This is a genomic window from Clostridioides sp. ZZV14-6150 (assembly GCF_020657875.1).
Lineage (GTDB): Bacteria > Bacillota > Clostridia > Peptostreptococcales > Peptostreptococcaceae > Clostridioides.
Map to the genome: position 1 here is coordinate 1 of NZ_JAGWDA010000029.1, position 22,036 is coordinate 22,036.

A 22,036-nucleotide genomic window follows, 5' to 3' on the forward strand; every position below is an offset into this window, starting at 1 on the left:
TTTAGTCTATCTGATATAGAGTTATCTATTACTTTTCTTCTATATTTTATACACATAACTAAGTGATAGTGTAACAAGAATACTGAATGATTATTACTATCTAATTTCATTGTAATTACTTCCTTTCAGTTTTTACTACTGATCTTATAGTACAATACATTTTTTTGAAAATCAAGTAAAATAAATAACCTATCGGTTAGGCTTACATCTTCCACCTCCTATGGCGAGGAAGAGGAATTTCGCCATTATAGGTTAAATTAAAATAACATTTGCGAATTTTAAATTAAATTCATTTATATGTTAATTGTATTTTAAATTTTTCCATATTTCAACCAAATAATATCAAATATATTGATTATAGTTTAAATTTTAAATAATTCGTAATATTATTTAGTTTACAATTTTTACCTTACCTCTATCTAATACCATTTTAAGAGAATTTTCAACAGTTTCAATAACATCTTTATAACTCAAATATATGTTTATATAAATATAATCTTCATCTAAATTGTATTCAGTTACTCTACAATACAAGAGTTTTCCTCCATCTAATAAATTACTCAAAATATAATTATCTTTTCTTGGAACATAACCTATTACATATCCAGTTTCTCCAACTATTCTGATAGCATTTTCATCATATAAATTATCTTTCTCTCTGTTTAGATAGTATATCTTACTCTTCTCCAATTCCTTTTCCAGATATTCTCTATTTCTAAACCTTGAGCCAGCAACAGCTACTGAAGTTAAATAAATATCTTTACCATGCTCATTTACCTTCAGCTTTTTAGTATTTACAAATTCTTTTTTTAAATTATTACTTTCATATAATGATCGTCTTAACTCATCTTTTAATTTGATATTTTTTTCTTTTTCATAAGCTTCTTTAACTATTTGCATTTCTTTAAGAGAGAGTCTCTCTCTATACCTCTTTAAAATATTTATAGATTCTTTACGTACTTCATTTATGTTTCCAAAAATTCCTTTTAAAGATAGATTCTTTCCTTCAGGGTATAGTGATTTACTACCTTTAAGGACAATAAAAAATAACATATCATCGTAATATTCTTGTGTTAATTTATTTTTTTCTATGTCTTCCATTTTTCCAATTAACTCTTTTGTTTTAAATGTTTTTTCAAAAAAGTCTAATAACTTTAACTTACAATTTGCACTTCCCTTTTTAGATATATACCAATACACCTCAAAATCTCGAATATCTTTATTTAAATATGGCAATAAATCATCAAAAGATAAACGTACATCATAAATTTCTGACATTTTTATCATATCTTCTGTCTTTCCATCGGCTTCATTTAATGCTTTAAAGAATACACTTTTCCACTTTTCACTGAGTAAAACATTATTCATTTCTTTCTTAAATTCAACTTTATCACAACTTACTTTATCATCTTCTAAAACACCTACTGCTATTAAAAAAATAGAATATAGACTATCAAAGCTAGTCCCATAGCTTGCTACAATTGGCAGAAATTGATTCACTAATTCCACTTTATTCCCTATATATTTAAATTCTACACTTAACAAATAATTGCATATAAGATGTGCTAAGTTGTTTACCTTATCTTTATCTAAATCTCGTCTTTCAAGATATTCGCTTAAATCTACTGTAGAAATAATATAGTTCATTAGTAATCCTTCATATTTTTTATCTTTATATCCTTCTTCGATTAAATAAGAGGTTATTTTAGAATCTAGATTTTCTATATTAACAATGGCAAATACTTTTATTGAACCTGTAGATATTCTAGATAGATTAAACAAATAGGTATTGTAAAATTCCAGTTTTCTAATAGTATTACTTAAATAAAATATGTATTCTCCAGATTTAGAAAATGTATCAACTACTTCTCTTATATTGTCTACATCTAAATAATTTTCACTTAAAACAAGCCCAAGTTTTACATACTCATCTTTTTCACTTGTATATATTAAATCCTTTGTTAGCTGATATAACCACTTTTCATCAATTATTCTCTCCTTTATTAGAGTATTTATCTTTTTCATAAAGATTTCAAAATAACAAATTAGAGACTTATGATTATACTCCTCTAACATGTCAATTTTATTAGATTCACTTCTATAAATATTTAAAATATTCTCTACCAAATTATTTGCAAGTTCTACTTGTTCTCTTAAAGGTATCTTTTCGTATATACATAAATAATTCATTTCAAATGACTCTTTATATCCATCATAATCCTTAATCTTTTGTAGTTGCTTAAAAATACTGCCCACTAAATTATCCTCCTTTACATTATTATAATTTATATTGATTATACTACTTATTTTAGTGAATTTACATTTTTACACATAAAAAAATATTACTAGAAATTAAGATTTCCAGTAATACTAATTGTACAAATATTAAAGTTACATCGCTTAACAATGATTTTGTTAAGTTGAAATTTATTTTTTTAAATACATACTCATTTTAAATTAGAATTTATTTATCAAGTTCCATTAACTTTACAACTAGCTCTTCACAAATTTCTTTTATTGTTTTATTATCTGTATTTACAATAATATCTGCTGATGCCATATATTTCGCTTCTCGTCTTTTCATCAAATCAGATATAAATTCAACATTCATATTATTATTAAGTATTGGTCTTTCATCACTATGTTTAACACGTTGAAGAATAGTTTCTGGACTTGCTGTTAATAAAACAATTCTTCCACTTTTTTTCATATATTCTACGTTTTTATCTCTAAGTACGATTCCTCCCCCACAGGAAACAACTAGTCCTTCTCTTTGTTGAAAACTTATTAATGCTTGGCTTTCAAGATTTCTAAAATATTCTTCCCCTCGTTTTTCAAATATTTCAGAAATACTCATTCCTTGATGCTCAACTATATATGCATCTGTTTCTACTTGCTCCATTTCTAATAGATGACTCAAGTATGATGACACAGTACTTTTTCCGACTCCCATAAATCCAACAAGCATTATATTATAAGAGAATAAATTTTTAGCCTGTATTTTCTTACTATTTTTTACTATATATCTAAAAATATTTATAATTTCATTTTCAAACTTATGACCTTTTAGCTTCTCAATCAACGCTACTTCTTTTTTATTTTCATAGTCTGGCTGTAAAATGGGAATACCTTTTTCCTTTTTAATATCAATAATACCCTTTATACATTCCATTCTTTTCTCAAGTAAATCAATCAGCTCATCATCATATAAATCTATTTTTTCTCTTATTTTTTCTATATTTTCCATTGTGACACCTCTTCTTTCAGACATGTTAAAATTAAAAATACTTACAATTATATTATACTAATGTTACATATTATAATCATGTACTTTTTCTTTTTCATATCTCATGTTTACAAACAATGCAAGTAAAATTCCAACAAACGTTATAGCTACATTAAATAATACAACGTATTTTGGACCATTTACTCCACCAGATTTTGTAATAAATCCAGCTATATTTAAAATAACATAGTTAGCTATACTAGATGCAATCATAACTATAGATGTTATTTTTCCTTTATTAGTTGGAAACATTTCATTTGCTGTCGATGTAGTCAATTGAAGCACACCACCTGCTGCTGAATAACCTATTACAAATCCTCCTATCATACAGATAGTTGGAGTCTGAACAAAGTACACAATTAATAACATAATTGAAGCTATCACAGGATAGATAACAAGTATTCTTATTGGCTTAACATATTTTTTTATAAGTACAGAAGTTATTAACACTGCAAAGATTACTCCCATTGAATAAAAAGATTGAATTTTTGTAGGGTCAGCCATACCATATAATTTACCTAATTCTTGATTACAATTTAGCCATAGTACAAATGTAGATGTACATGTAAATCCAATACAAACAAGAGCTATACTTGTTGGTGTAAACTTCATTTTTTCTGACTTGACAGCCTTTCCATTATTATCAATAACATTGTTAGCTGGAGGAAATGGCAATACAGCTATTAAAATTGCATCTATAATAATAAGAACAGCTGTTACTATAAAAATAACTTTAAATGATATTGAATTTGCTGCAACAAATCCAATTATAAAAGGAAGTAAAAATTGCGCTAAAGCTATTGTGAATTTAGTAAACATATTTGCTATTGTTCCTAGACTAGCAAATATCTCCATGCAAGAAGGTGTTACACAAGTATCTAAAAATGAGTTTGCTGCGCCTCCAATTATTGCAAATATATACGCTATGTAAAAATTTGGTGAAAATACAATTCCAACAAAGAAAATTGCATGTAGAAAATTACCTATAAGTCCACTTACCTTTCTTCCATATTTATCTGAAATAGGGCCTGCAAATGGATATGATATAAGTCTACCTAACCCTAATGCAGCAATAACAGCTAAAACAATACTCACATCAAGAGTTCCATCTGATAAAGTCTTAGCTCCCCACATAGATGCAAATTCTGGTTTATATTGTCCTAAAATTGAAATTCCAATACCAAGTAAAAAATATGAAAAATACAAAGCTATGGCAGTAGGATAGTATTTTTTATTATTCATAGTTATTCTCCTATTCTCGTTAATTTCTTAACATTTTTATATACAATAAACGCATTCCCATAATGGGTTTAAAGAATAGTTAAACTTTTACATTTAACTAGACCATCGATACAAAACCCACTATGACAATTTGTAAAGTAATATCAAAACATTGAGATACATATATTCTACATTATTAAAATATTATTTTTTCGTCTATTTAAAGTATAATTCTTTAATTTCTTCTACAGGCATTTCCAATCCAGTGTATAGATTAAAAGCTTCAGCTCCTTGATATAATAACATTCCTAACCCACCAATAGCTTTACAACCATTAGCTTCAGCATCCTCAATCATTTTTGTTTTATTTGGATTATAAACAACATCTGTTACAACTAACTCTTTTCTTAATACACTAACATCTTTTATATTAGTTTCATTGTCATGAGGTTTCATCCCAATAAGCGTTGCATTTGTCAAAATATCACTTGATGATACTTCTTCATAAAGTTTTTCTGTGTCTGCTAAATCATATAAATTAACAATACATCCTGGTACTTCTTTCTTTATATTTTCAATTGTTTGTTCCGCTCTTTTATAAAAATCATCCTTAGCATTGAAAATAGATATTTCTCTTGCTCCATCTAATGCACATTGTACTTGTATAGCAGTTGCCGCACCACCAGCACCCATAATTGTAAGTTTTTTACCCTTTACTTCAACTCCATTTTCTTTTAAATTACGAACGTAACCCACACCATCTGTTATATGTCCAATTAACTTTCCATCTTCATTTACAATTGTATTGCATGCTCCAATTATACGAGCTGCTGGAGAAAGTTCATCCATATATTCTGTAACAGCAGTTTTACATGGCATTGTTACATTTGCTCCTTTTATGTTGAACGTCTTTATAGCTGAAAGTGCATCTTTTACCTTGTCCACAGTAATATCAAAAGCTAAGTATCTATAATCTAAATCTAATTTTTCAAAACTATAATTATACATTAGTGGTGATTTAGAATGCCCAACTGGTGTACCTATTAATGCGAATAACCCTGTTCTACCTGAAATTTCCATAATTATTATATCCTCCCAATATCATCAATTTCTTTGCAAATAATCTATTTAATTATTTGCAAAGAAACATCTATTTAATTTCAACTATATATTTAATGCTACTTCAAAAGCTTCTTTTGTTGCATCCAATGCTCTACGAGCCTTTACTGCATCCCCAACAACATAAGTTTCATTCACAAATTTCTTTACTTCTTCGCTTAATGGGTCATAATTACGAGAACCCATAGCAAGCACTACTGAATCAAACCCTTTTAAATTATCTTCTGTTCCATCTGCAAGTGAATAGTCAACTCCATCGTTATAGAACTTAGCAACTTTAGCACCAGTAACAGTATGTATATTGTAACTTTTAAAATCATCCATAAGGAATTTACGATGTTCAGAAATTACATCTGCACCAACTTGTTCTCTTAATTCAATAACAGTAACATCATGTTCTTGTTCACCAAGGAATGCTGCCACTTCACAACCAACCATTCCACCACCAACAACAAGAACTTTCTTTCCACAAGATTCTTTTCCATCAAGAAGATCAACTGCATGTATTAATCCTGATTCATTAATTCCTGGTATAGGAAGTACAAGTGGAGTTGCACCAGTAGCTACAATAACTGCATCAGGTGATTTTTCTTTTATAAACTCTACTGTAACTTCTGTATTAGTGTATATTTTTACACCATATTGATTACATTTTGAAATATAACTACGAACTAAATTAGTGATATCTCCTTTACCTGGAGGATATGCAGCTAAACGCATTTGCCCACCAAGCATTTCAGATTTTTCAACTAGAGTTACCTTATGCCCTCTCTCAGCACATACCCATGCTGCAAGCATACCTCCAACACCGCCACCAACAACAAGAACTTCTTTTGTAGTTTCAGCTGGTTTAAGTTCAGCTTCATGACCTAATATCGGATTTGCAAGACATGCTATAGGCTTACCTTGGAACATATTTGGTACACAACCTTGTAGACATGCAATACATGGTATCATTTCATCTAACTTACCATTTTTAGCTTTGTTAGGCATGCCTGGGTCAGCTAAACTTTGTCTACCAAATGCAACTAAATCACATCTGCCTTGACGAACCATCAATTCAGCAAATTGAGGCTCTGTATAGCGACCAACAGTTATTACTGGTATACTCACAGATTTTTTTATTTCTGTAACTAAATCTGCACTAAATCCAGCATGAAGAACTGTAGGAGCCCACATATATTCATCATGTATATGTATACTACGTGAAACATGAAGTCCATCTACTCCACAATCTTCTAAATAAGCTGCGATTACTGAGCTATCATGTACATCAATTCCACCTAAAATATCATCTGTACTATTTATACGACATAGTATTGCTATAGAATCTCCTACCTTTTTACGTATATTTTCAATTATAAGACGAGGTAATCTCATTCTATTTTCAAAACATCCACCAAATTCATCTACACGTTTATTTGTTCTTGGTGATATAAAACTACTAACTAAATATCCATGAGCACAGTGAACTTCAACAGCATCCACACCAGCTTTTTTTGCACGTAACGCAGCATCTCCATAAGATTCTATAAGCTCATATATTTCTTCAGTTGTTATTGCTAATGGTGTATTACGTCCATTTGATGCAGGTATTGCAGAAGCAGCTTTTAAAGGATACCCTGCAATTTTTTCATTTCCTTCAGAACCAGCATGTTGTAATTGTATAGATACTTTTGAACCAGCATTATGACAGGCATCTATTACATTTTTGAAACTATCTATTGTACTATCATCATACAAACAAGGTTTATGAGGTCCTCCTTTAGCTTTCTTATCCACAACACTAGATTCTATAGTTATTAATCCAAAACCACCTAAGGCACGTTCAAGATAATAAGCCTTAGAAGTTTCACTTAAAGTACCATCTGTGTTTGCAAAATTATTTCCCATTGGAGGAACTACAAAACGGTTTGGAACTATCATTGAACCAATTTTTATAGGTGTAAACATAGAACTAATCTTCATAAGGTTTTCCTTCCTTTCAAGTTTTATATTTTTTTCTTATATTTTTATGCTTCATATACTTTAATATCGAATAACTCTATTTTTATTTTGGAGATACTTCTGGCCATGCTTTATCTAATACTTTTTTAGTTGCCTTAAATACAGTCTCAGCTGCAGTTGATAATCCTTTAGCTACTAAAGAATCAGATATTACTTCAACGCCTATAACTTCTGGTGATATATTATGTTCTTTGATTATTTTTACAAAATCTTCTGTATTTCCATATCCTTCACCTGGAGCTACACGGTCATGTAGTGATTCATCTCTAAGTTTTTCATAAGGTGTCTCTAAAACATCACAAACTTGAATTGATACTATCTTTTCTGCTGGAACAGGGGCAAGGTCATCTACTGTTTGTTTTGCTCTAGCCCAGTGCCATGTATCTAATATAAGCATTGCATTTTCACGGTTACATCCTTTTACAACACGCCAAGCAGTAGCTAAATCTGGCACACCGCTGTATGGCATAAACTCAAGTCCTATAATAAGTTCTCCTGCTCTATCACATAATTCTCCCAATGCAGTTATAATTTGTTCTTCTGGTACCATTTCTAATAGACCACAATTTATATGTTTAACATTAAATAAACGAGCCATATGATAAACATTTTGCTCTTTTTCTTGTTGTGCTTCTGTTCTATCTTCTTTAGTTCCCCATTGAGTTATATATTCTACTTCTGTAACTTTCATATTATATTCATCAAGAATTGAAAGCATTTCTTCGTCTGTAACTCCAGCATTTTTTGCATCTACATAATTTTCAGCACGTAATCCAATACCATCAAATCCAGCTTCTTTTGCAATGCGAACTCTGTCGCGAAATGAAACTTCTGTACCTAATGTATAAGAACTAATAGTAATTGGAATGTTAATATTTTTTTGATTATCCATAATTTAAATATGCCCCCTTTAATTTCTTTATAATTAATCTTTTTTTTGATTTTATTTTTTTATTTATTCTACTAGTAGTATCATTTTACTTTAAAAACAAAAATATTTTTTTGATTTATCTTTATCTAGATTTTATAAATTTATTGTATCATGAGACTTTGTTAATAACAAATTGATAATTTCCTATCAATTCATAGATTTTGTTTATAGATTTTATTGATAATATAATTTATTAATGTATTCCTTAGCTCTATCTATCTAAAATTTAAGACAAAAAACGATAAATTTTTTTAAAAGCTTTTATTATTATGCTGTAATCATATATAATAAAAATGTGAAAAACTTCTTTAAGGTCAACTTCTTTAAATACATACAAATAAAAAATACGATACTCATGAAAGGATGAACAAAAATTGAATTTATATCACTTACGCTATTTTGTTACATTGGCACATTTAGAGCACTATACAAAAGCAGCAGAAAATTTATCTATAACACAACCAAGTTTGAGCCATGCTATTTCTTTGTTAGAAAGTGAACTTGGAGTGTCTCTATTCGAAAAGGAAGGTAGAAATATAGTTTTAACTAAATATGGTAAAATATTTTTAAAAGATGTGGAAAAATCATTAGAAATCTTAGACTCAAGTGTAAAGTCACTAAAGATAACTGGTACTGGTGAAGGGCAAATTGACTTAGCTTTCCTTAGAACACTTGGTACAGACTTTATACCTGATATGGTTCATAGATTCTTAAAATCTAATCCTGATAAATCAATTGACTTTAAATTCCATACAGGTGTAACTACTGATATTATCCAAGGTCTTAAGGAAAGAAAATACGATATTGCTTTTTGCTCAAAACTTGAAAAAGAGAAGGGAATTGAATTTATACCTGTAGCCAAACAAGATTTAGTATTAATTGTACCATATAGCCACCCACTGGCTACAAAAGATACTATAGATTTAAAAGAAACAATACCTTATCCTCAAATAGTATTTAATCAAAGAAGTGGACTTAGATATATAATTGATGACATGTTTAAAAAAATAAATCAACAACCTAACATAGTTCATGAAGTAGAAGAAGACCAAGTAATTGCTGGATTAGTTGCAAAAAATTTCGGCATAGCTGTAGTCCCAAATATGTCTATGCTTAAGTTTACAAAAGTAAAAGTAATTCAAATCGTTTATCCAAGTTGGGAAAGAAATTTTTACCTAGCAGTTATAAAGGATAGATATTTACCACCTGCGATTAAAAATTTCAAAAACTTTGTCATTAAAAATGCTCAATTATAAGAATTAATAAAAGAGGTTATTTTTAAATAGTCTCTTTTTTAGTATTTCTTCCAAAATAAAAAAATCTATACTTCTAAAAGTATAGATTCTTAACTGACAGTCGGCATCCGAGTCCCAGCAATAATCGTTATATAACAGCAACTGTATTTCAATTCCTGAATAACTTAGTTACTTATATTATATCAATTTTCTAAAAATTTGTCAATCTATCTATCTCATTTTTTCAAGCCATGGTCCAACAGGCTCTATAATTGGAACTTCTTTAAAACCCCAATTTCTTATGTCATTTAAACTAGTTGGAGTGTATATTTTACTTCTTACAGATTTAAATATTTTATTTTTTTCCCCATATTGTATACATTTTGGATTTGCTTCTATTAATCCTCTTCTAGCTCTACTAAGAGGATTACATAGAATATCAGCTATTTCTAAACCCTCTTTGTAATCTACATCTTCCTTTTTTGCAATTATAAAACCTTTTACCTTATCTCTTAACTCTTCATCTATATCTAAATATATTGTTCCATTATTAAAAACATCAAAAAATGCCTTTTGTACTTTTAAATTTGAAACATCATCTCTTGATTCAATAACTATTCTTGCAGACTCTACATTTTCATTATTTACAAATGAATAGAAATTTTGAAGTACATGTATAAAAGCCACAACATAAGGTTCCTTTGAAGGTGCATAATATTTTTTTAATCTAGTCTTATCTACTGTTACTGATATTATGGTGCACTCTAGTTTAGATAGAAATAAAGGTAATTCATCATAAAATAACTTAATTTGTGAATCATCAAACCTTTCAAATGCTCTTGACTTTCTGGATATGTCAGTCAAGTGTATTCCTATATTACTAGTTCCAAAGCAATACTCTTTAAATGCATCCATCTCTTTCCTTAAACAGCAGACATAATCACCTTGACTCACTGCATATTTATATTCAAAAATTACTCCTGTTAATGTAAATGGGTCCTCATGATTTATATCAGCTCTCCCACTTTCATCAATAAACATTATATACTTCTTCTTTATAATTTCACTCACCCTCTTAACATATGATGATATCACCTATATTTATTTTATATGAGTTTTGAAAATATTCCAAGATTTTTAGATAACTTAAACTTAATTTTATAATAAAAAAATTGAGATATAAATAATCAAAGCTTTAGGCTGTTGAATTTTACATCTCAATTTCATTTTATACATTAGTTATATAGTTTTATTATTTTCCAAGAATATCTATTAATTTATCCATGCCTATATAAGATACTCCTCCTCCAATTTGATAAGGAGTTTCAACTCTTTTATTTGCAAATACTCTATTTTGTTCTGATGATAATCCTGAATTATCCATTAAAACTATTGGTGAGTGTAATTTTGCAGCTAATGGACCAGCTGATAAAGCATCTACTAAAGCATCTGATTTGCTAACTAATACAGATTGTAAATCAGTATCGCCATAGAATTTTTCTATAACTTTAGCATTGGTATCTAATCTGTCATTTCCATATATTCTATTTCCTGAAACATCTTCAGTAGTTATTTCATTCATCTTAGCTATTGCTGAATCATTGATTGCATTTGGTCCACCTATAAAATATGCATTTTCTAATTTTCTTTCTGTTAGCCATATATAAGATTCTTCTGTAATTCCATCTTTCTTAACTAATATTATAGGTTGTTTTTCTTCTCCAGCTTTAGAAGCTACAGATAGAGCATCTGCTTCTCCATTTCCAGAAACCATATAAGCTGTCTTTATTTCTTCTCTGTTTCCAAGTTCATTAGCTATTCTTATAGCAGTTTGATATCTATCTTGGCCTGATATTCTCTTTGTCTCTGCATTAAAAGTAGTCTTTATTTCTTGCTCTAATTTAGAACTTATTGCATTTTCTCCACCTATTAAAATTACTGTTTTAGGTGCTAATGAATTCATTTCTGAAATAGTTTCAGTTGGTAATTTATCTGTATTAGTAAGTAATATTGTTGCGTTGTAACTACTTGCCAAAGGTGTTGCTGTTATTCCATCTGCTATTGCATTTCCATTTACTAATACAACAGTATCTGAACTATCAGCACTCCAATTTCCAACTTCACTTATTTTTTTAGCTGTATCAAATCTATTTGCTCCTATAACTGTGTTCCATGTAGGGTTTATTGTTCCATCTTCATTGAAAGTATAATCTTTTCCATCTATTTTTTGAGTTCCTGTTAACATTTTACCTTCTTTGTCTAAATAGTAAGATTTACCTTCTAATTGTTGCCATCCTGTTTGCATTACTCCTGTTTTATCAAAGTAATACTTATTACCATCTATTTCTTGCCATCCTACTACTGATAATCCATCATTTCCTAGATAGTATTTCTTGCCATCTTTTTCTTGCCATCCTGTTTGCATTACTCCATCTGAATTAAAGTAATAAGTTTTTCCATCAATTACCTTCCATCCAGATACTCTTACTCCATCAGTTCCTAAGTAATATTTTTTGTTATTAATTGTCTTCCATCCTGTTTGCATTACTCCTGAAGCATCAAAATAATACATTTTTCCATTTACTTTTAACCAACTATTTTTTTGGTATGTTCCATCAGATTTTACATAATACTTCTTACCATTTTCTGTTTTCCATCCTGTTTGATTTAAGTTTATCTTATATTTTGCTGCTATTTTAGTATAACTGTCATTACTATAATCTATAATTACATCTGAACCTACTGGAACTTGGTCAAATAACCATCTAACCTCTTTATTATGCATTCTTATGCATCCACCAGAAATGTGTTTTCCAATAGAACTTTCATTGTTATTTCCATGTATCCCATATGTATCTCCATAAGTTCCTTTTAATGCTAATCCCATCCATCTATCTCCTAATGGATTTTTTGGACTTCCTCCAGGTATATTTCCTTTATAATATGGTCTATTTTTTATCTTGTTAACTACCTTTGTTTTACCTGTTGGTGTCTCTGAACCTTTTTTCCCTGTTGCAACTTTAAATTCTTTTACAAGCTTGCTATTTACAAAATATCCTAGAGTATTTTTTCTTGAGTTTACTATAATTACATGTTTACTGGCTGCACTTGATTCTGGTACGCCACATGCAAATACTAAAACTAAAGTCATTGCTAGTACTAAATACTTTTTTAGACTTTTTTTCACTATAACTTCCCCCTCTTTTAGAAACATAACTACACGCCTCTAATTATAACATAAAATTACCAATATCTTGTATTTACAAATTTGTTACATTTACCCCATTAATATTCATTTTATGCCTCGTATCCATTTGGATTCATACTTTGCCATCTCCAAGAATCTTGACACATTTCTTCAAGTTCATATTTAGCTTTCCACCCAAGTTCTTTCTCTGCTTTTGATGAATCTGCGTAACACATTGCTACATCTCCAGCTCTTCTTCCAACAATTTTGTATGGTATCTCTTTTCCACTGGCTTTAGAAAATGCTTTAACTAAATCAAGAACACTATATCCTTTACCAGTTCCTAAATTATAAACAACAAGTCCTGGATTTTCTTCTAATTTTTGTAATGCCTTTACATGACCAGCAGCTAAATCTAATACATGTATATAATCTCTAACTCCAGTCCCATCATGAGTTGGATAATCATTTCCATACACACTTAGTTCTTTTAATTTACCTACTGCTATTTTTGTTATATAAGGCATTAAGTTACTTGGAATTCCATTTGGTTCTTCACCAATTCTTCCACTCTTATGAGCACCTACTGGGTTAAAATATCTTAAAAGTGCTATATCTAATGACTCATCTGCTTTTGATATATCCACTAACATCTGCTCTATCATAAGCTTCGTTCTTCCATATGGATTAGTTACAGAAAGTGGGAAATCTTCTAATATAGGACAAGTATGTGGATCTCCATATACGGTAGCTGATGAACTAAATACAAATTTCTTAACACCGTATTCTCTCATTAATTCAAATAAATTTAATGTACTTATTAGATTATTGCTATAATATTCAATTGGTTTTTCTACTGATTCTCCAACTGCTTTTAAAGCTGCAAAATGGATAATAGATTCAATATTATTTTCTTTAAATACAATGTGCATTTCATTTTTATTGGTTATATCAATATTATAAAACTTTACTTGTTTTCCAGATAGTTCGCTAATTCTATCAACTACTATTGAGTTGCTATTACTTAAATTGTCAACTATAACAACTTCATAACCTGATTCTAAAAGTTCTATTGCTGTATGGCTTCCTATATATCCTGCTCCTCCAGCTACTAAAACCGCCATAGTAATTACCTCTTTTCTAAATTTATTTTTCGCTTACTTTTTTTCTCATATAATCCATTAAATCATCTTTTAGATTTTCTCTTTTTAGAGCAAAATCTATTGTCGCCTCTAAAAAGCCAATCTTATCTCCCACATCATACCTTCTTCCTTCAAAGTTATAAGCATAAATAGCCTCTTGTTTTCCAAGAGTTTGAAGTGCATCTGTTAACTGTATTTCTCCACCCTTTCCAGGTGTTTGTTTCTCTAATATATCAAATATTGCAGGAGTTATTATATATCTTCCAAGTATGGCTATGTCTGATGGTGCTTCTTCAATTGCAGGCTTTTCAACCATATCTTTAACTTTGTAAACTCTATCTTCTATATGTTTTATATCCAATATTCCATATTTGTTTGTATCTTCTTTAGCTATCTTTTGAACACCTAGTACAGTTGTTTTATATTCATTATAAGTATCTATTAATTGCTTTAGACAAGGCACATTTGAGTCTACTATATCATCACCTAATAATACAGCAAAAGGCTCATCACCTATAAAACTTTTTGCACAGTAAATTGCATGTCCAAGACCTTTTGGCTCCTTTTGTCTTATATAGTGAATATTTACCATATTTGATATATCTCTTACCATTTCTAGCATTTCTGTCTTACCTTTTTGTTCTAATTCTAACTCTAATTCAACTGATTTATCAAAATGGTCTTCTATAGATTTTTTATTTCTACCTGTTATTATAAGAATTTCTTCAATTCCTGAGTCTATAGCTTCTTCTATTATATACTGTAAAGTTGGTTTATCTACTATAGGAAGCATTTCTTTGGGCTGTGATTTTGTTGCTGGTAAAAATCTAGTTCCTAGCCCTGCTGCTGGTATTATCGCTTTTTTTACTGTCATCTGCATTTTTTCACCCTTCTTCGTAAATTTTCTCTTGTACCAAATTAATATACCATATTTATACTTTTTCTTCAAACTCTATATTATCCCAATTCTTGACATTACAAGAACATAAAGGTAGATGAAATTTCATCTACCTTTAGTTTTTATAAGTTAATATATTATATTGTCTATATTATACCTAAAACTCACATAGGTACTAAATTTCATCTAAAATGCCCTTTATATCACTATCTATATCATCATCCAAATATGAATCTAAATCTTCTAAATCCACTTCTAATTCTTGATATGTCATGTCAACACTTACATCTTCATCTATATCCATTTCTGATATTAATTCTCCTAAGATGCTATTTCCATCAGTATCTAAATCTCCATCTATATCCTCACTTATATAGTTTTCATTTAAGACTTCATCTAAATCAATCTCATAATAAACTTCATTATTTTTTTCATCACTTGAATTTAGTCCTAAAAATTCATAATTAAAATTCCATACATTGTATTTACTTGACATACTTCATTCCTCCTGTGAAAAACATATTTTCATCTAGCTTATTGGCTCCGTAATCAACAGAATTATATATTTTTTCAATTATGTCTTTTCTTCTTTCATTTGTATTATTATTTAATGTCAATTGTCTAAATACATATGTATTTGTTATTCTCTCGAATAATACTTCTTTTATACTATCATCATTAATATTTTTATAGTTTTTCCATAAGACTTCAAATAACTTAAACATCTCTCTACTAGTTTCATCCACATAGTAAGGATACATATTTTCTACTAAATGATTTAATCTTGATATAGCTTGTTTTAAAAATACATCCAAGTTTGCACTTTCACTTTCCTTTAACATCCTATAATTGTATCGCTTCTTATCTTCACCTGATATTACAAATATAATATTATCTAAACTTTTTTCAACTCCATCTAAATAACTACTTATATTGTATGATAAATCAAAGAATAAATTTTTAATCTGTCTAAATACTTGTACATCAAGTTTTGCATTATACTTTTCAAATAACTCTATCTCTTGATTTTCTAATATTCTTGGAGTATAAGCTGATATTAAGTCTAAATTATTTCTCTGTTCTTGTATCTGATTATAAAGTGCATTTATGACTTCTATTCTTATTTCATCATTCAATTCTCTTTCTAATACTTTATCAAATTCAGATTTCATGTAATAGATATTTCCAAAGAAATTAAATATTATCATATCATTCATAGCTTTAGACCAATTTTTATATAAAATCTCAACAGAAACGTCTTTAAGTAGTGGTTTTTTTGCATATATAAATACATCTTGCATAAGTTTTTGAACCATACTTCTACTTAAATTTAAAATTATTTTTTGATTATTAAATTTTATTTCTGTTTCTACAAAATTAGAATTTCTACTTTCAATTTCTCTATTAATTACAATATCTTTGACATCACTATTTTTTATAGATATAATTTCTTTTTGGAAAGATTTCAGTATCGTTAAACTATTAAAATCTTCTTGGATAAAAAATGGGGCATGCTTTAATGTATATCCTACTATTTCATTTTCTATGTCTTTTAAATCCTCTATTTGCATAGCTTCTTTATTTTTATCATTTATGTGCAAGTTAAATACATTTTTATTATCATATAATATAATGTCTTCTCCTAAAATTAACTTTGAACAATTATCTTTTGTTGACTTAACAATAGTTTTTTTAGACTTCTTATTTATAAAAATAAGTTGATCCTGATATTTTACTAAAAGCATATTTGTGTTTTTATAATCAAATCCATCTATGTTTCCTGATATTTTACAGAATACTATATCACAATCTTTAGGAAGATTTCCTATTTTCTTATTATCTTTAACTCTCTCACTTAAATCGGCTGGAACTATATTTTCTATATTATTATTAAATATAGAAACAGACCTTACTATAAGACCTTCTCTTTCCATATGAAAATAACCCTTTAGAGAAACTTTCTTATCTTCTAAAATATATCTTTCTATATCATCAAAGTTTATTTCAAATCTATTTTTTCCACTGATAAATATAAACTTTTCGTTATCTTTATTAATTCCACCCATATAAAATTTATTATCATCTAAACTCAAGATAGTCATGTTGTCTTTTAAATAAAATATAAATTCTCTTTGGCTCTTACAGATTAAATCATATTCATCTAAAGTTATTTTCATAGTTAAACTTGCTGTAACATTCTTACTTGAATTCTCACTTTTTATATAAAAAGGCAAGTTATCTCCATAAATAATTATTTGAGAACCTTCTAAAACTGCTTCTAACTTTTTTTTATTATCTGAAAAACTATATATATATTTTACCCCTGATTCATCATTAACTTCATCTGCTTTGCTGATTATAATATTACCTAAATTTGTTATATGAAGTTTTTTAGATTCTTTTGAATATCTACTGATACCACTAAGCTCAAATCCATCTGAAAGCTCATATATAATTTTTTCTCCTAATTTCAACATACCTTCACCGCCTAAACAAAATTATAATTATTTTCTAAAGGTGGACAAAATGCCTCAAAATAAATAATATTTTTTAATACTTTTTATTTTGAGACATAATTTGTCCTTATTTTATAAATATCCTAAGCACCTTCAACTATTTCTTCATAAAGTTTATCTAAATGTTTAACATATTCACGATATCCAGATTTATTTCTTAACTCACTTCTTAAATCTTCATATTTTTGTCTAAGTTCTTCAGCACTTAATGAAGGAGCTGATTCTTTCAAATCTTCTAATTTATAATCATAGTACTTATCATACATCGCTATATATGTATCAATAGATTTCTTAGCTAATTCATTACATTTTTCTTGTGCTTCTCCATATTCAGAATAATCACCTATCTTCACTTTATAATATCCATTCTCTTGAACTATTGTTGAAGAAATACCTTTAGCTTCATATTCTTTTGCTGTTTCTTTTGCTGTTGCTTCAACTTTAAGTGAACCTGCATAGACAGTATAATATACACCTTTACCATCTTTATATGCTTCCATTTCTTTTGCTTTCTTTTCAGCTTTTTCTTTTTCTTCCGCTTTTGCCTTATCTTCTGCTTCTTTCTTTTCTTTTTCAGCTTTTGCTTTCTTTTCTTTTTCAGCTTTTGCTTTCTTTTCTTCTTCTGTTTGTTTGTTGTTAGCCTGTTGCTGAGTTGATGCCTTTTGAGGTGTACTGTCTTTATCATTTTTCTTGTTATTGCCTACTGTTATAAAGTATCCTACACCAACAATTGCCACTATAACGATAGCTATAATAGTCTCTTTTAATCTGCTTTTTTTAGAACCAACCTCTTCATCATCTATAAAATCTTCTTCATTTGATTCATAATTTTTTATTTCTGTTTTCTTTTCCTTAGAATTAGACTTAGGAGAATGTTTGGATTTTTTACTATTTTTTTCTTTCTTGTTAATAGGTATTACTACTGATTTTTCACTTTCTACCTTTTTTTCTTCTGCTTCTTTTGATATTTCATCACCTAATCCCTTACTTTCTTTTTCAGATTTAGGCTCATTACTTGCTGATAGTTTTTTATCTAACTCATTATTATTTATTGGTTTTTCTATTTTTATACTACGCTCTTCTTCTAAACTTTGGTTTACTTCTTCTAAGTTTTCTATATTGTCCTTAATAAATTCATTAGGTTCATCTGTAACTGCATCAGAAGTATTACCTAGGCTAATTTCTTCTTTTTCAGTTACTTCTACTACATCCTCTTTTTTGCTTTCTTTTTTCATAAATCCAAATAATTTATCTTTTTTTCTACTCTTTTTATTTTCTGATTCAATTATCTCTTCTTCATTTACATCGTGCTCTTTTTCAATATTCTCTTTATTTTCTAGAACATTCTCTATATTGTCATTCTTATTAATTACGTCTTCTTTAGCATCTTCCTCTTTAGTATCTTCTTCTATAGAAATGCTACTTCTAAAGCAAACATCTTTATCTGCATTTTTTATCATATAAATATATTCTTCAATATCAATGTCTTTATTTTTTCTAGTTCTCTTTGATACAATATCGTGATTTTCTAATTCAGAAGATTTATCTTTTAGAACAACGTGTGCTTCTTCCCAAACATCTTCACTAATTTCTGTTTTATTTTTAATTACATAATCTATGAATTCCTTAAAATTTTCAGCACCAAATTCTCCAATTATAGTTAGTCTCATCGCACCTTCTATAAGATCTCTATTTCTTCTCTTCAAAAATTCTAATGCAACTGTTGCACAAACAAAGTCTTTAATAACTTCTCTACCAAAACCATAGCCTTCAACATAAGGAAGTTCTTCTAACCCACATAATTTTTTATATTCATTATATACAGTTTGAGATATACTTTCATCATTTAAACTATTTAGTTTATCCATAAACTTTGCTTCTACATCATTTATCTGTGGTTCTTTTCCTAATTCTGACTTTTTAACTGAATTTAATAAAACATCATTTTCTGAATTATCTTTACCTAATTGTAAATCCTCAATTTCTGTTGCTTTTATATCTTCACTACTTTGTTCAGAACTTTCTTCTATATTTTTAGGTACTACCTCTTTGCTACTAGCTAATATCTTATTTACACAGAATATTATTTCTCTTTTTAGTTCTCTTTTAGCATCAGCTTGATTCTTAAGAAATAAACTTGCACAATCTTTCTTTTCTAAGCTTATCTTTCTAAGTGTTATATTAAGAAGGTCTTTATATAGATTTAGAACCTTATAATCCTTTTCTAAACGTCTTCGTCTCTCTGATAGGTCCATTTTATCATAAGCTAAAAAACTACTTAAATCGTTGGCTTTTAGACAGTCTAAACCATCCTTCATTGCCTTATTTACATACTTTCTACATTTAGCTGTAGTCAATTCTAAGTCTTTCTCTAATTCATCTATTTCAGGTATGTATTTATCTACTATCCATTTCCCGATAAGTGGTTCTGTATTTCTTGCTAATGTTTTATAAAACAATATATTAAATTTTAAAAGCTCAGCATATTTTGCTTCGTTGAATTCTACTTTTTCAAATTTCTTTTCTAAAACACCTTCTAATTTTTCATTTATCTTAGACTCTTGTTTTAAAAAACTTGCTGTGACATTTAAAACAGTATTTCTTATTATATTATTTTCACTCAAAACCTTCACTCCTTAAATCAATTATTTTATTGTGATATTTACATTATGTAAAATTACTAATTTGATTATGATATTTTAATAATTAGTTACTAAATTTACTACATCTTATATAATATCATATTATTTACATCATTTTACTTTTTCTTTTTATATCTATCTTATATTATACCATTTTTAATATCTGTACTAACTTATATTACAATATTCCACAAAATTTTGAAAGTAAATTAGACAAATTTGCAAATAAAAAAACATCAGTTTAAACTGATGTTTTACCTATCGAAAAAATTAAGCAAGTCTATAAGCGGAGTTCTGTATTAGATAATCATCTTTCTAGGCTTATTGTCACCAATAAGCTCAAGCGACCTACCTACCGGAGAGTACGAGCAGCACTCTTTATTCCTATCTTGGTCTTGCTCCAGGTGGGGTTTACATAGCCAACTAGTCGCCTAGCTGCTGGTGAGCTCTTACCTCGCCTTTCCATCCTTACCACATAAGTGGCGGTTTATTTCTGTTGCACTATCCTTAGGATTGCTCCCACTAGGTGTTACCTAGCACCCTGCTCTATGGAGCTCCGACTTTCCTCATGTAAAATTACATGCGATTATCTGGCTTACTTAATATTCATTTTACTTAGCTATATTATCATAAATCCTTAAGTATGTCAAAGTAATATTATACTAAAAATTTAAATTTCTTCAAAAATAGTGTAATATAGGTATATAAACTATTATTTATGATTTGAGGTGGAATATTGAAAAAATTATATAGGGTAATAATTAATATTATACTAATATTAGTAATAATCTACAGTGGATTTAATATATACTTAAAACTTAACAAATACAACTATGATACTAAAACATCTGCTCAACTTCAGAAAAAAGAAAATAAAAAAGAAGACTTATCAAAAATAAACAGAGATTTTAAATTTTGGCTTTCTGTTGATAATACAAACATAAATTATCCAGTTGTACAATCTAAAGATAATTCTTATTATCTTGACAAAAACTTTTATGGTAAAGAATCTATCTCAGGTACATTATTCATGGATTATAGAAATAAATCTCTGGATGACCAAAATGTTATAGTATATGGACATAATATGAAAAACAAAACAATGTTTAATAATCTAAATAAGTTTAAAGATGATGATTTCTTTAAAGAAAATAATAGAATAAAAATCACTATGGATGGAAAAGAATTATTATATGAAGTATTTTCTGCCTATATTGTAGAATCTGATTATGATTATCTAAAAACAAGCTTTAATAGTGAATCAGACTATCAAAAATACATAGATGCTATTACTTCCAAATCATTACATAAATCAAATATTAAAGTAAATAGCAAAGATAAGATAGTTACACTTTCTACATGCACTTATGAATTTGATGATGCTAGAATGGTAATCCATGGCAAGTTAGTTTCAAATTAAATATACATATCTTTCTACCAATTCTTACACAAATAATCAAAATTTTGCGTTAAGGTATTCACATACAGATTAAAATAATTATTTTAATCTGTATAGCTATTTCTTACTTAAATTTATCAACTTCTTGTCTATTTATATAAACTATATATATATAAAAGAATAAATATATTACACAATAAAAAAGACTATGTTTTTAACATAGTCTTCACTGGAGCTGGTGATAGGAATCGAACCTACAACCTGCTGATTACAAGTCAGCTGCTCTACCGTTGAGCCACACCAGCACACTTATTCTATTATGAGTTAAATTAACACTCTAAAAACTGCATATATATTTTAATTAATAAACATCAAGTAAATATTGGTCAAGTCCTCGACCTATTAGTATCGATAAGCTAAATACATTGCTGCACTTACACCTTCGACCTATCA

Annotated in this window: 16 protein-coding genes, 1 tRNA gene and 1 other RNA gene; 2 read left to right on the plus strand and 16 right to left on the minus strand. The window is 28.3% G+C overall.

The window, feature by feature from the left end:
• The 7 genes from KGF41_RS19810 to KGF41_RS19840 form a co-directional block, all read right to left on the minus strand.
• Positions 1-110, minus strand: a 110-nt coding sequence (locus tag KGF41_RS19810; RefSeq protein ID WP_227857097.1) for a transposase, incomplete at its 3' end; no start/stop codon positions are given.
• A gap of 280 nt (positions 111-390) precedes the next feature.
• Positions 391-2,256: an HIRAN domain-containing protein gene (locus KGF41_RS21225; RefSeq protein ID WP_227857095.1), complete on the minus strand. Its 1,866-nt coding sequence runs from the start codon at positions 2,254-2,256 to the stop codon at positions 391-393.
• 208 nt (positions 2,257-2,464) lie between these two features.
• On the minus strand, positions 2,465-3,247 hold the full coding sequence (locus KGF41_RS19820; protein WP_227857096.1) for a shikimate kinase: 783 nt from the start codon (positions 3,245-3,247) through the stop codon (positions 2,465-2,467).
• Between the two features lie 63 nt (positions 3,248-3,310).
• Positions 3,311-4,528: an MFS transporter gene (locus KGF41_RS19825; RefSeq protein WP_227830337.1), complete on the minus strand. Its 1,218-nt coding sequence runs from the start codon at positions 4,526-4,528 to the stop codon at positions 3,311-3,313.
• 195 nt (positions 4,529-4,723) lie between these two features.
• Positions 4,724-5,587: a shikimate dehydrogenase gene (gene aroE / locus KGF41_RS19830; RefSeq protein WP_227830338.1), complete on the minus strand. Its 864-nt coding sequence runs from the start codon at positions 5,585-5,587 to the stop codon at positions 4,724-4,726.
• Positions 5,588-5,671: 84 nt separating this feature from the next.
• The gene (locus tag KGF41_RS19835) at positions 5,672-7,594 is read right to left on the minus strand and encodes an FAD-dependent oxidoreductase (RefSeq protein WP_227843047.1); all 1,923 of its coding nucleotides are present in this window, start codon (positions 7,592-7,594) and stop codon (positions 5,672-5,674) included.
• A gap of 82 nt (positions 7,595-7,676) precedes the next feature.
• Complete coding sequence (locus tag KGF41_RS19840; RefSeq protein WP_227830340.1) at positions 7,677-8,525, minus strand: sugar phosphate isomerase/epimerase family protein; 849 nt, start codon at positions 8,523-8,525, stop codon at positions 7,677-7,679.
• A gap of 413 nt (positions 8,526-8,938) precedes the next feature.
• Between KGF41_RS19840 and KGF41_RS19845 the strand changes: the two genes are divergently transcribed.
• Complete coding sequence (locus tag KGF41_RS19845; protein ID WP_227830341.1) at positions 8,939-9,820, plus strand: LysR family transcriptional regulator; 882 nt, start codon at positions 8,939-8,941, stop codon at positions 9,818-9,820.
• A gap of 210 nt (positions 9,821-10,030) precedes the next feature.
• On the opposite strand, the gene KGF41_RS19850 is transcribed toward KGF41_RS19845, so the two are convergent.
• The 8 genes from KGF41_RS19850 to rnpB form a co-directional block, all read right to left on the minus strand.
• Entirely contained in the window at positions 10,031-10,840 is an 810-nt protein-coding gene (locus KGF41_RS19850) for a DUF3800 domain-containing protein (RefSeq protein ID WP_255287899.1), read from the minus strand.
• Between the two features lie 211 nt (positions 10,841-11,051).
• Positions 11,052-12,986, minus strand: a complete 1,935-nt coding sequence (locus tag KGF41_RS19855; RefSeq protein WP_227830343.1) for a cell wall-binding repeat-containing protein — start codon at positions 12,984-12,986, stop codon at positions 11,052-11,054.
• A 110-nt stretch (positions 12,987-13,096) separates the two neighbouring features.
• On the minus strand, positions 13,097-14,110 hold the full coding sequence (gene galE, locus KGF41_RS19860; RefSeq protein ID WP_227830344.1) for a UDP-glucose 4-epimerase GalE: 1,014 nt from the start codon (positions 14,108-14,110) through the stop codon (positions 13,097-13,099).
• Between the two features lie 22 nt (positions 14,111-14,132).
• Positions 14,133-15,008: a UTP--glucose-1-phosphate uridylyltransferase GalU gene (gene galU, locus KGF41_RS19865; protein ID WP_285891649.1), complete on the minus strand. Its 876-nt coding sequence runs from the start codon at positions 15,006-15,008 to the stop codon at positions 14,133-14,135.
• A gap of 193 nt (positions 15,009-15,201) precedes the next feature.
• On the minus strand, positions 15,202-15,522 hold the full coding sequence (locus KGF41_RS19870) for a hypothetical protein (RefSeq protein WP_227432352.1): 321 nt from the start codon (positions 15,520-15,522) through the stop codon (positions 15,202-15,204).
• The gene (locus KGF41_RS19875) at positions 15,512-17,503 is read right to left on the minus strand and encodes a hypothetical protein (RefSeq protein WP_227830345.1); all 1,992 of its coding nucleotides are present in this window, start codon (positions 17,501-17,503) and stop codon (positions 15,512-15,514) included. Before KGF41_RS19875 ends, KGF41_RS19870 begins: the two co-directional genes overlap by 11 nt.
• Positions 17,504-17,625: 122 nt before the next feature.
• Positions 17,626-20,166 carry an SPOR domain-containing protein gene (locus tag KGF41_RS19880; protein WP_255611553.1) on the minus strand — a complete coding sequence of 847 codons (2,541 nt, stop codon included), beginning with the start codon at positions 20,164-20,166 and terminating at the stop codon, positions 17,626-17,628.
• Between the two features lie 285 nt (positions 20,167-20,451).
• An RNA gene (gene rnpB / locus KGF41_RS19885) (RNase P RNA component class A) lies at positions 20,452-20,786 on the minus strand.
• Positions 20,787-20,920: 134 nt separating this feature from the next.
• On the opposite strand from rnpB, the gene srtB reads away from it, so the two are divergent.
• Positions 20,921-21,604 (plus strand): class B sortase, encoded by a 684-nt coding sequence (srtB, locus tag KGF41_RS19890; protein ID WP_227830347.1) that lies wholly within the window; start codon positions 20,921-20,923, stop codon positions 21,602-21,604.
• Between the two features lie 209 nt (positions 21,605-21,813).
• Here srtB and KGF41_RS19895 read toward each other — a convergent pair.
• Positions 21,814-21,888: transfer RNA gene (locus tag KGF41_RS19895), tRNA-Thr, on the minus strand.
• Between the last annotated feature and the right edge of the window lie 148 nt (positions 21,889-22,036).